This is a genomic window from Domibacillus tundrae, assembly GCF_000970675.1.
GTDB classification, from domain to species: domain Bacteria; phylum Bacillota; class Bacilli; order Bacillales; family Domibacillaceae; genus Domibacillus; species Domibacillus tundrae.
In genome coordinates, this window is the sequence record NZ_LAJA01000001.1 from 283,725 (window position 1) to 296,045 (window position 12,321).

Genomic DNA, 12,321 nt, shown 5'->3' on the forward strand with positions numbered 1-12,321 from the left:
GACTGCTAAGATTCATTACGTTTTATTGAGGCGTCCCGTACAACAGCCTGACTGTCAGAAATGTCATCTGTGTGCGCCGAACGGTTCAGTGGAAAGTCAGCCCGATGCACAACATTAAGCAGACACGCTTGTTTTTCTTTTTCTTCAAGCGCTGCATGAACATCCGGATAGTCCGCTTCGACATGCCACGTTACGAAGGGCAGCTTTTTTTGTGCGTGCTGCGACCGTTTGTTGACGAGGCGCGCTCCGATGAAAACCCGCTCAAGATGCAGTTCTTCAAAAGCAATCTGTAAAATCGCGTATTTTGAGGCGATATTGTAGCCCTGTCCCCAATAGCTGTGCCCGATCCATGTTCCGAGGCTGCATGACTTTTTCTCCTTATCAATAAACATGAGCGTGGTAATGCCAATCAAGTCATCAAATTCATTGAAAATCGCCCGTGACACCGTTTTGCCTTCCATTTCTTCCTGCATCACTGCCTGCAAAAAATCAATCGTGTTGTCCACCGTATCCACATGCAGGCCGAGCGCATTCTTTACTTCAGGGGCAGAGGTTAAGGCGAAAATACGGTCAGCGTAGGTGAGGCTATGTGGTTTTAATTGAATTTTTTTCAATAGCTCCATACCTCCTGTAATGTGCGGCGGAATAATTGGTTTAGCTGCTCAGTCGGATCGTCTATATGATGATAGTGAAGCTTATCGGCGTACCGGCGAAGCTGCTCAATTTCTGTTTCGAGAAAGTGATCAATGACCGGGATGTTGAGGCCTTTGTTTCCTTCATCTCCCGCTATTTTTTGTTCCAAAAGCCGTTGAATGGCATCAAATAAGTCGTGGTCCTGCACCACTTGGGTGAGCAGCGCATGAAAAGAAAGCGGCGGAATTTCCTGCCGCTGTGCAATCCATTTCGCGGCCAGTACCGGACGCAGGGCGTTAAAATACGTTTTAAGTTTGACCTCGTTTTTGCCGTCAATGGCACGATAATTGTTCGCGGCCATGTTAGTGTAATGATGAATGCATGAAGATGGAGAAAAGATATCCCGGCTCAGCTCTCTCATTTGTTCGGCCGCCCCATACGTTTCCTCATAGATAATATCCGAATAAAGCCATTCTAAAAGAGGCGGATTCGATTTGCGAAACAGCTTCAGCGCTTTCGTCAAATCCCAGCCGCTCACATCAAGCAGGTCGTGAATCGGCCGCTCAATGACATCCCGTTTTTTGCCTAAGCCAACAGGGTCAATGCTTAAATAAACATCAGGCCGGTGCACGTAGAAAAAGCGGACGTCGTAATCACTGTCTTTGGACGAAAATCCCCATGCGCGGCTGCCTGATTCACAGGCATAAAGCACCTTCACGTCATTTTCTTGTTCAATGTCTCTTAATGACTGCAAAATCTCTTTATCCATTGGAAAAACCTCCATTTGCGGTAGTGTACTTGGTTTTCCGGTTATTGTAAACCATAACTGAAGGTGAATGTTTAGGAAAATGCCTAGTCTTTATAAAAAAAGGCCAGGCATTTTTTTGCCTTTCACCGTTCTTTCAACAGTATTGCTATCCATTTTGAACGGGCAGCCGCTCATTTTGGGAAAAATCATCGCTACACTCGGCGGCATGGTGGTCACGTTTTACGGCAGCCGCTTTTGGGTGTTTGGACGACAAAGGAGGAATTCAGCATGACGATTAAAAAAGCAGTCATTCCTACGGCAGGCCTTGGCACACGGTTTCTGCCCGCCACAAAAGCGCAGCCGAAAGAAATGCTGCCGGTTGTGGATGAAGCGCCATCGATGATTGCTGTCATGGGCCGCTACGTGCTCAAACCGTCTATTTTTGACATCCTCGAAACACTGGACCCCGGTGCGGGGAATGAAATTCAACTGACCGACGCCTTGCGCAAGCAGTGCGCCGCTTCCCAGATCCACGCCGTTTGCTTAGACGGACAGCGCTACGGCATTGGTGATAAATTTGGCTACCTGCGCGTAAGCATCGAAATGGCGCTCGCCCGGCCCGAAATGCGCGGACAGGTACTGAATTATTTGGAAGGGCTCCGGGAGAAAATCGCTGTGAAGTGATTTTTTCATGTTTAGTGGGAAATGCTCACGCTAAGAATACGAATTTTAAAGGCTTGCCCTCATCCGGCAAGTCTTTTTGTCGGTGAATGGACAAAGTAAATGTCTTTACTTTATAATAAATAAGAAATATTTTCCTTTATTTTGCTTGTTTATAAGTAAGGAGATGAATTCGTGTCAAACCATCAGAATGCGGCGACGAGTTTATGCTTGACCCGGCGGCAGTTGGCGAAGAATTGGATGCGGTGACAGATACAGTGATTAAAAGGTATTATGGGTTTGAAAACCCGTTTTGATAAAAGGAGAAGAAATGATGTTGAAAATGGATCGAAGTGAAGTATTGTCTTGGATTAAATCGATTGTCCTGGCCATTGTTATCACGACAGCGGCCCGGTATTTTTCTTTACAGGTGTAATCGTGCATGGTGAGTCGATGGCGCCGACATTTGAAGAGGCAGATAAGGTCATTGCCACAAAGACAACTGAGATTGAGCGGTTTGATCAAATTGTGTTTGATGCGCCGGACGCTGACGAGACGTATATTAAACGTGTCATCGGGGTGCCAGGCGATTCGATTGAAGTAAGAAACGATGTACTGTATGTGAATGGGGCAGAGACAGAGGAGCCTTACCTTGACGCAAAGGATGGTTTATTGCCCGGACAAAAGCTAATGGGAGACTTTACGCTTTTGGAGAAAACCGGCTATGAAACAGTGCCGGACGGTTATTTATTTGTGATGGGAGATAATCGGCTCGTCAGCAAGGACAGCCGCACGTTCGGATTGATTCAGGAAGACAGCGTAATTGGCGAGGTGCAGCTGCGGTTTTATCCGTTCACTTCGATTAAAATATATTAAAAAGTCGTCGCCAGAAGTGAACTTGGCGACGACTTTTTTTATATGTGGTTTAGTCTTATACTTGTAAGTTAAATAGAATTATCGGCTCTAGCACTATCCGTCAGCTTAAACGTACTGGTTACTTCTTTTAATTCTTCAGCCATTGTGGCTAACGATTTTGCGGATGTACTGATTTCTTCCATTGAGGCCAATTGTTCCTCTGTGGAAGCCGCCACTTCTTCTGAACTGGACGCATTTTCTTGTGCAAGATTTGCAATTTCGTTGGCAGAAACAGAAACTTCTTCCACGTTTGCGGATATTTGCTGCACGGTAGCGGTAATTTCTTCTAGTTGCGGTGTTATGTTTCTTGTTCTCTCTATAATTTGCTGAAACTTCGTTGACGTTTCAATGGATACTTCGACACCCTGTTCCGCATTTTGCATAACATCACTCATGGTTTTCACCGAGTTTTCCATATCTTTTTGAATATGGTTGATCAAGTCGGCAATTAATTTTGTAGAGGATTGCGACTGTTCCGCTAATTTTCTCACTTCGTCAGCAACAACCGCAAATCCTTTCCCTTGTTCACCTGCGCGGGCTGCTTCTATCGCTGCATTCAATGCCAGCAGATTCGTTTGCGCGGCTATGCCGCTTATAACATCCAGGATCTTTCCTATTTCTTTTGAACGTTCCGAAAGGGATTTAATCACTTTATTGGACTCGCCAACTGATTCATGAATAAACTTCATCTGATTTAAGTTCTTTTCAACGGACTGGCCACCTTCTTCTGCTTCAGCCGCAGTTTCCCTTGCTATCTCAGCCACTGTTATGGATCTTTCTGAAATTCGTGTAACACCTGTCAATACTTCGTTCAACGAATCAGAATTTCTTTGCAGTTTCCCTGTTGAGGCTTCTGCCGTACTGGCAATCTCTTGAATCGCGGATGCCACATGTTCTGTCGCTGAAGTTGTCTGATCCGCACTGGCTGTTAACTGTTCAGATGATGCGGCTACTTGTTCGGCGGAGATGGCGACATGCTGAATTAATTTTCTCATACTATCCGTCATATTATTGAAATCGAAAGCTAGCTGGCCAATCTCATCTTTTGAATGAACAGCAACTTTTTCACCCGTAAAATCTCCATCAGCTACTTTGTTCAATTCTTTTCCAATAAGGATGATTGGTTTTGTCAGGCGGTTTGAAAAATAATTTACGGCAAAAGCGCCAATCAGGACAGCTGCAACCATAATAATGGATAAAAACAACAAGATACTGTTTGCGCCTTCACTAAATTCTGTTACATATGCTCCTGTTCCAACAATCCAGCCCCAATGAGGGTCCATTTCTACATAAACTACTTTTGTTTCTGCTTTTTCAGAGTTTGGAAGCGGATATTTATATGTAACATAACCGCCGCCACTTGCTCCTATTTCAAGAAACGACTCTCCAACCATGACCCCGTCTTCTGATTTAAGATCAATGATACTTTTTCCCTCGTTTGCAGGATTCATAACAGAAACTGCATCCTCATTTACAGCAAATACATAGCCGGTTTCACCAACAGTGTAGTCCGTATTGATCGGGCGTATATTCTCCGCATCTTTTTCGCCAAGTAACTCTTGACGGAGTTTTTCTTGTGCTTCTTCCAGTGTCAGCTCCCCTGCTTCCACTTCTTCATTAAGCAGATTGATCATCGCAAGGGTCATCTTCACCTGGCTTTTGAGCTGTGCTTCCCCGGATTGATCCAATTCATTTTTGGAAAGGTTATAGGAACTTAAGCCTATAATCATAGCCGGAACTATTAATATACAAAGGCACAAGACCACTAATTTTCCTTTAAGAGTATGCAGCTTCATTTTTAACAAATCTTCCCCTTTCACTAAAACGAATATAAGCTTTAGCATGATCTTTTATTGATTTACTTTTTGGATTATACAGACTATTCACATATTAAACAATGAAATTAGTAGTAAAAAAGCCCTTTAAAATCAAATTTTTTGTGAATCTTTCTTTATATCTGTACAGACATAATAAAGTCATTTATTTTTCAAAATTGAAAAGTAAGAATCTTTTTACATTTAGTTACATTAATTTTTTGTTTAATTTTAAAAATAGGACATCAAATGATATACTACGTTCATCAAGAAAGAAAAGAGGCGTCCCATGCTTACATTTGAAGAAAAAAAAGCGATTATCGATACATTCCCGCAGCTGACGGCGAAAGAGGTATCAATGAAGCGCGTGAACTATCATTTTGAGGAAAGCTTATATGAAAAAACGGTTGTCGTGTACCACTTGCATCCGAATGGAAATGGATTCGTGTTCGTTGGGGATTTGCCCGGCTACACGGTGGATTCAAAAGGACTTGTGAACATCCGGGATTTTTCGGAAACGGAATTGCGTGCTGTGATCGCTGATTCGATTCGGTTTTTATCGGATAAGCCCGAAGATGAAGTGATTGAGCAGGAAGAACTTGTAAAGCAAACCGAGTGGAAGAACCGCGAAGGCCAGACGCTTGTGCTTTCGAATGAAGACGAGCTTTGGAACGTGTACATCGGTATGAATTTGGAAGAAAGCTTTGAGTCGTTTAAAGAAGCGGAACGTTATTTAACAGAAGAAGGATTCCGCCCGCAGTCGTAATAAGGAAGAGCCGCTCTCATCACGCAGAGCGGCTTTTTTATTGATTGGCGGCTGGATTCGCTACGAAATGTAAACGTTGTTCATGGAAATGGCAACGAAGCGATGGATCAACCGAGCTTGTAATAGTCTTTTAAAACGTGCATAAACTCATGAAGTCCGGGTTCTTCGGCAAGATTGCGGAGCATACCGCGCAGGACAGCGGCACGCGGTGTACCGCTGGTGATTTCCTGCTCAATGACGTCGAGCGACACGTGAACATCATCTGTCCAGCTGCCTGCTTTCAAATCGGTCAGCCATAAAGTGATCATGTCTTCGTTTAGTTTTTCTTTAAACAGGCCGTTCATGGCGACAGGATCGATGATCGGCTGTTTGGCGCGCCGCTGGAATCCAGCCTCCATGTCATCGGCGCAGTCGAGCATAAATTCGGCAAACTGGCGGTAGTCGATTTCTACTTTATCCATCATGGACATGTGCAAAAACGAGTGTTCAATGCCTTGGAGCGAAATTGCCATATCCCAAAAGTACGGCTTGATCCGCTCGCCGTAAATGGCGAACAAGCGGTTATGGTAAAACCGATGCGTTTCCGTACGCATTTTGAAAATAAATGCTTCAATTTCATCATTAAATGGGATAGCATTTTCACGCGCCTGCATAATGAGAAACTCTTTATGCTGATGAATCTCGCGTACTTGGCATTCGATTTGTTTCACGAACTTTTCGCGTGGCGGAAGCGATTCTATCTCGATCGTATTTAATTTTTCAAAAAGCAGGTCAAAGTAATAATGCAAAATAGCTAGCAGCAGCGCTTCTTTTGATTTGAAATGTAAATAAAAAGCGCCTTTCGAGATGCCGCATGCCGTAGCGATTTCTTGTATGGATGTAGCAGTGAAGCCTTTTTGGGCAAACAATTTCATGGATGTTTTAATAATCATTTTTGCTTTTTCGTTCATAGTCTGTCACCTCTTCTTTCTATTATGACCCACTGGTCACGATTTTGAAACATTAAATTGATTGACGGCTGACCAGCTAGTCATATATATTTAAGTTAAAAATGACCAGTTGGTCAAAAAGGGGACTATGAATGAACGGGTTAATTAATTTCGTCTTGAAAAATAAGTTTGCTGTCTGGCTGATGACGATCATCATTACGGCAGCGGGCCTCTATTCTGGGCTTTCGATGAAGCTTGAGACGATTCCAAATATTACGCCACCGATTGTAACCGTCATGACGGTATATCCGGGCGCAACGCCAGAAGAAGTAGCGGACAACGTAACGGAGCCAATCGAAAAGCAGCTTCAAAATTTAAATGGTGTAAAAGTGGTCAGCTCGACTTCTTATCAAAACGCGTCGTCTGTGCAGGTGGAGTATACATTCTCGACTGACATGGAAGAAGCGGAACAGGAAGCGGCGGAAGCATTAGCAGACGTTGAATTTCCTGAAAACGTGCAGGAGCCGGACGTATCCCGTCTGAGCATTAACGCATTTCCAGTCATGGCGCTCAGTCTGTCAGATGAAAATTTGACACTTGCGGAACTGACGACGCTTGTGGAAGATGAGATTTTACCGGAAATTGAAGGGGTAGAAGGCGTTGCATCGGTGCAAATTTCCGGCCAGCAGGTGGAAGAAGCAACGGTTGTGTTTGACCAGGAAAAGCTCGCGCAGCTTAAATTGACGGAAGAAATGGTCACCCAAATGATTCAGGGCTCTGATGTGACAGCGCCGCTTGGGCTGTTTACATTCGGTGATACGGAAAAATCGGTCATGATTGATGGAAACATCACAACATTGGACGATTTGAAAAATATACAAATTGGACCGGTAAAGCTGTCGGATTTAGCCGAAATTGAGTTAACGGGCAAAGCCGAATCGATTTCACGGACGAATGGCCAGGAATCAATCGGTCTGCAGATTGTCAAATCGGCGGATGCCAATACAGTGGATGTCGTGAACGCGGTAAAAGAAAAAGTGGATGAATTTGAAAGCGATATTGATGGGCTGACGATTACGTCGACATTTGACCAGGGCGGCCCGATTGAAGAATCGGTGAAAACGATGCTGAGCAAAGCGTTGTTTGGCGCGATTTTTGCGGTTATTATCATTATGCTGTTTTTACGCGATGTGCGCTCGACGGTTATTTCGGTTATTTCGATTCCGCTGTCGATTTTAATTGCGCTTATTTTGCTGAAACAGATGGATATTACGCTGAATGTGATGACGCTTGGCGCGATGACTGTCGCGATTGGACGGGTTATTGATGACTCGATCGTCGTGGTGGAAAACATTTACCGCCGGCTTTCGCTTGACGGGGAAACGCTGCGCGGCAAAGAATTAATTCGGGAAGCGACGAAAGAAATGTTTGTGCCGATTATGTCGTCAACGATCGTCACAATTGCCGTCTTTTTGCCGCTCGGTTTGGTGGAAGGACCGGTTGGCGAACTGTTCTTGCCATTTGCGTTAACGGTGGTGTTTGCACTTTTGGCATCATTATTGGTTGCGGTCACGATTGTGCCAATGCTGGCGCATACGATGTTTAAAAAAGGTGTTAAAGCAAAAACGCACGAAGAAAAGCCGGGTAAACTATCGGCTTGGTACCGTTCTGTATTGAACTGGACGCTTAATCATAAGATCATTACCTTTGTAACAGCGATACTGCTCTTAGTCGGAAGCTTTTTCTTAGTGCCGAAAATTGGCGTCAGCTTCCTGCCGGGTGAGGAAGAAAAAATGGTCATCGTGACGTATGCGCCAGAACCGGGCCAGACACAGGAAGACGTCGCAAACATTGCGACGGATGCGGAAAGCTACTTTATGGACATTGATGACGTAGAGACGGTTCAGTATTCTGTCGGAAGTGAAAATCCGATGAACCCTGGACAGACGAACAGCGCGATGTTCTATGTGATGTATAATGAGGATACTGAGGACTTTGAAAAGAAAAAAGAAGAAGCTATTGCGGATTTGCAAGACTCTGTTTCAAACGGAGAATGGGCTTCGCAGGACTTCTCGGCAAGTGCCGGAAGCAATGCAGTTGCGGTTAATATTTATGGGGAAACGGTAGAAGACATTGAGCCGGTGGTCGCGGACGTGGAAGCGATCATGAACGACAGCGGCGATTTTAAAAAGGTTGAAACAGGTCTTGCCGATTCGTATGAAGAATACACGCTTGTCGCGGATCAGGAAAAACTTGCCGCAGCTGGACTCACGACCGGTCAAATTGCGATGGAACTAAGCCCGATGCGGGAACGCCCGGTGCTGACAACCGTTGAAAAAGACGGAGAAGATGTCAATGTGTACGTAGATGTTCCGGTACAGACGTATGACTCGATTGAAGATGTGACCGGTCGTTCTGTCAAAACAATGACAGGAGAATCGGTGGCCATTGGCGACGTGATGGCGGTGGAAGAAGGCGAAACATCCGATACGGTTTCCCGCCGCGATGGCAAAGTATTTGTCAATGTGAGTGGAGAGCTTGAAGGCGACGACGTATCCGCCGCATCTGCTTCGCTTCAGACGGAACTTGATAAGCTCGATTTGCCAACAGGCGTTGATGTGGAAATGGGCGGCGTGACGCAGGACATTAACGAATCGTTTAAACAGCTTGGCCTTGCCATGCTTGCGGCGATTGCGATCGTGTATCTTGTGCTCGTCGTCACGTTTGGCGGCGGCCTTGCGCCACTTGCCATCTTGTTTTCATTGCCGTTTACGATTATCGGCGCGCTTGTGGCACTTTTGATTGCCGGTGAAACAATCAGTATTTCGTCCATGATCGGCGCGTTGATGCTGATCGGGATTGTCGTGACAAATGCGATCGTCTTAATTGACCGCGTCATTCATAAAGAACGCGAAGGACTGTCAACACGTGACGCCTTGCTTGAAGCGGGCTCAACACGTCTTCGCCCAATCTTGATGACGGCGCTCGCCACAATCGGCGCGCTGTTCCCGCTTGCGCTTGGACTTGAGGGCGGCGGCTTGATTTCAAAAGGACTCGGCGTAACGGTGATTGGCGGATTGACCAGCTCGACCTTGCTGACACTTGTCATCGTACCGATTGTGTATGAAGTGTTGTCGAAATGGATGAAGAAAAAAGCATAACTTTAAGCAGCTTCCTAATGGGGAGCTGCTTTTTTGTGTGAAGAGATTGGTCACGAAATACTGCGTTTGGCCACGAAACAAATGCGACATACAAAAGAACGCCCGCAGCCGAGTGCGGGCGTTCTTTTATTCTATTAATGGCGTTCTTTTGACTCGCCGATTCGTTCCTGTACTTCGCCTTTTACTTTGTCTTTTTTACCGTCCGCCTGCATTCTGGCGTTGTTTGTCGCGTTGCCCACCTGATCTTTCACTTCACCTTTTGCTTTGTTGACAGCGCCTTTTAGTTTATCACTGAGACCGTTGTTGTCGTGTGCCATGTTCCAAAACATCTCCTTTTTATATGTGTAGTAAATGTTTACCCAGCACACAATAGATTAAACAAGGTCGTCGTTTTCAAGGACCGCGTACTGGTCATCTGCTTTTTCGGAAAAGCGGTTATAACGTGCTTTAAATAAGCCAAACATATACGTCACGAACACTTTTATGAGTGCGTATGTCGGCAGGCCGATCAACACGCCGACAACCCCATACAAGTGAGCGGCGGTCAGCAGGACAAAGATAATCGTCACGGGATGAATTTGCAGCGATTTTCCCATGATTTGCGGGGAAATGAATTTGCCTTCGAGCAGCTGCACAACCGTCCAGACAATAGCCAATTTCAGTACCATAAACGGTGATGTGACAATGGCAATAATGATGGCTGGTGTAATCGCGATCACGGGACCAAGATATGGCACGACGCTTGTCACGCTGGCAATCGCAGCCAGTAGAAGCGCATAGTCGAGACCGATGATTAAAAACCCGATATACATCATAATCCCGATGCACAGACTAACCAGCATCTGCCCTTGAATGTAGGAACGAAGCTGCTCATCCATTTCAATAAGCATCGCACCTGTACGCCCGCGCACTTTTGGCGGCAGCACATGCAAAAAGCCGCTGTATAATCTGTGGCCGTCTTTTAATAAATAAAACAAGATAAAGGGAACGGTGACAAGGGAGACGATAAAGTTTGTGAGCGTCGCGATCAGACCGGTCACACTGTCCAGCGTTTGGCCTGCCACATTGGAAAAGTTTTCCGTAATGGAACCGAGAAATTGTTCTGCATCGGTCTGCATATTTTTTGAGACTTCCATATATTGTGTTTCAAACGGTGAATTACGTGCCCACATGTCAATGTCCATGCCAAGCTGGCGTGCATAACCCGGGAATGAAGCAATGAGCGCTTCCGTCTGGTCCCGCAAAAATGGCAAAATGGTTGAAACGAGAATGGTAATGATACCGGACAGCGCAATAAACACGATTAAAATGCCCCAGCCGCGCTTCACTTTATAGCGCTGCAGTACGTTCACAAGCGGGCTCAATAAATAATAGCCGACAATGGATAAAATAACCGGGAGTGCGACGGTGCCAATAAATCCAATGATCGGATCAAAAATAAAGGAAACCCGGGAAAAAACCATAATAATGAGCCCAATCAAAAGTACAATGCTTAAGACAAAAAGGGCGGTGCGTCCGCCTAAAAATCGGACGAGCGGGGATTGCTCATTCATTCACGATCACTCCTCTAGCAAATCATAAGGGCGGAGTAAGCCGCCTTTGGTTCCTTTCATTATACAATAAGAAGAAAAAAAACATGCATTTTCCGCTTTTCTGAAAACACTATTTTTTAAGAAACTGCCAGTTGTTCTCTTATAATGAAGAAAAAAGGGGAGGCCATTTTATGCACATTTTGCTCATCTTAGCGGGCGCGATGCTTGTTGCCGTCGCTTACAACTTCTTTTTAATTCCACATGAAATTTTGAGCAGCGGCTTAAGCGGCATTGCGATTATGCTCGGTATTGTGTCACCGCTTAACACGGGGGTGCTGAACTTTTTATTGAACCTTCCTCTTCTCGTGCTTGGTGTTATGAAACTTGGCAAAAAATTCATTGCTTACACCATTTTATCGGTCGTTTCTTTATCTATTTTTCTTTATATTATTCCTGTCATGAAGCTTTCGACTGAACCGATTTTGTCTTCCTTGTTCGGCGGCGTGTTAACAGGGGCCGGTGTTGGCTTGACGTTTCGCGCCTCCGCATCATCCGGCGGCTTTGACATTATCGCCATGCTGCTCGCCCGCAAGCGTGACTTTCCGCTCGGCACGCTCCTGTCGATGATGAACGCGGTCGTTATTATTGCAGCCGGCTTCCTATTCAGCTGGGATGCCGCACTCAGCACACTGATTGCCATTTACGCGACCGGCAAAGTCGTCGATACAATCCACACAAAGCACATTAAACTGACGTTAAATATTGTTACGTCAAAAGGCGATGAGCTATGCGAAAAAATGCTGAAAAACTTATACCGCGGCATTACGGTGATGGACGCAAAAGGAGCATATTCCGGCGAAAGCCGTTCCGTGCTCATGACTGTCATTACCCGCTACCAGTTAAATGAAGTCAAACAGATGATCCACGAAGTCGACCCGCATGCGTTTGTGAATATCACACAGACGGTGGAAGTGATGGGGCTGTTTCATCGCGAATGATAAAAAACCGATCCGTTTTTATGCGGATCGGTTTTTAGGTTTATCGATTCTCAACGACCGGATTTTCAATAATTCGGTCGTTTCAGCCTGTTTTTCAGTCGATTTGAAAAAAACCGGTCGATGAACAATAACAAAAAGACCGCCCGACGAATCGGACGGTCTTCA

11 protein-coding genes are annotated in these 12,321 nt (G+C 45.3%); 5 read left to right on the top strand and 6 right to left on the bottom strand.

All coding sequences use genetic code 11. The features are described 5' to 3' along the window. Positions 1-5: 5 nt before the first annotated feature. Together VQ00_RS01320 and VQ00_RS01325 are read right to left on the bottom strand one after the other, a co-directional pair. Positions 6-614 (bottom strand): GNAT family N-acetyltransferase, encoded by a 609-nt coding sequence (locus VQ00_RS01320; protein WP_082091422.1) that lies wholly within the window; start codon positions 612-614, stop codon positions 6-8. After that, positions 611-1,402 carry a nucleotidyltransferase domain-containing protein gene (locus VQ00_RS01325; RefSeq protein WP_046178328.1) on the bottom strand — a complete coding sequence of 264 codons (792 nt, stop codon included), beginning with the start codon at positions 1,400-1,402 and terminating at the stop codon, positions 611-613. The genes VQ00_RS01320 and VQ00_RS01325 overlap by 4 nt, the downstream gene beginning before the upstream one ends. Before the next feature lie 267 nt (positions 1,403-1,669). Between VQ00_RS01325 and VQ00_RS01335 the strand changes: the two genes are divergently transcribed. Both VQ00_RS01335 and lepB read left to right on the top strand, forming a co-directional pair. Then, the gene (locus VQ00_RS01335) at positions 1,670-2,065 is read left to right on the top strand and encodes a hypothetical protein (RefSeq protein ID WP_052728260.1); all 396 of its coding nucleotides are present in this window, start codon (positions 1,670-1,672) and stop codon (positions 2,063-2,065) included. A 429-nt stretch (positions 2,066-2,494) separates the two neighbouring features. Then, the gene (lepB, locus tag VQ00_RS01340) at positions 2,495-2,917 is read left to right on the top strand and encodes a signal peptidase I (RefSeq protein ID WP_342666982.1); all 423 of its coding nucleotides are present in this window, start codon (positions 2,495-2,497) and stop codon (positions 2,915-2,917) included. Positions 2,918-2,985: 68 nt separating this feature from the next. On the opposite strand, the gene VQ00_RS01345 is transcribed toward lepB, so the two are convergent. Beyond that, positions 2,986-4,686, bottom strand: coding sequence for a methyl-accepting chemotaxis protein (locus VQ00_RS01345; RefSeq protein WP_245617990.1), 1,701 nt, complete (start codon positions 4,684-4,686; stop codon positions 2,986-2,988). Positions 4,687-5,059: 373 nt separating this feature from the next. On the opposite strand from VQ00_RS01345, the gene VQ00_RS01350 reads away from it, so the two are divergent. Then, positions 5,060-5,536: a hypothetical protein gene (locus tag VQ00_RS01350; RefSeq protein WP_046178330.1), complete on the top strand. Its 477-nt coding sequence runs from the start codon at positions 5,060-5,062 to the stop codon at positions 5,534-5,536. Positions 5,537-5,643: 107 nt separating this feature from the next. Here VQ00_RS01350 and VQ00_RS01355 read toward each other — a convergent pair whose 3' ends face one another. Further along, a complete protein-coding gene (locus VQ00_RS01355) occupies positions 5,644-6,486 on the bottom strand; it encodes a TetR/AcrR family transcriptional regulator (protein WP_046178331.1) in 843 nt (280 codons plus the stop codon). Positions 6,487-6,617: 131 nt separating this feature from the next. Here VQ00_RS01355 and VQ00_RS01360 point away from each other — a divergent pair, with 131 nt between their 5' ends. Then, a complete protein-coding gene (locus VQ00_RS01360; RefSeq protein WP_046178332.1) occupies positions 6,618-9,626 on the top strand; it encodes an efflux RND transporter permease subunit in 3,009 nt (1,002 codons plus the stop codon). Between the two features lie 134 nt (positions 9,627-9,760). Here the strand turns inward: VQ00_RS01360 and VQ00_RS01365 are convergent, their stop codons facing one another. Both VQ00_RS01365 and VQ00_RS01370 read right to left on the bottom strand, forming a co-directional pair. Continuing rightward, on the bottom strand, positions 9,761-9,943 hold the full coding sequence (locus VQ00_RS01365) for a CsbD family protein (protein WP_046178333.1): 183 nt from the start codon (positions 9,941-9,943) through the stop codon (positions 9,761-9,763). A 57-nt stretch (positions 9,944-10,000) separates the two neighbouring features. Beyond that, positions 10,001-11,179 (bottom strand): AI-2E family transporter, encoded by a 1,179-nt coding sequence (locus tag VQ00_RS01370; RefSeq protein ID WP_046178334.1) that lies wholly within the window; start codon positions 11,177-11,179, stop codon positions 10,001-10,003. A gap of 170 nt (positions 11,180-11,349) precedes the next feature. Here VQ00_RS01370 and VQ00_RS01375 point away from each other — a divergent pair, with 170 nt between their 5' ends. Continuing rightward, positions 11,350-12,156: a YitT family protein gene (locus VQ00_RS01375; protein ID WP_046178335.1), complete on the top strand. Its 807-nt coding sequence runs from the start codon at positions 11,350-11,352 to the stop codon at positions 12,154-12,156. Positions 12,157-12,321: the final 165 nt, after the last annotated feature.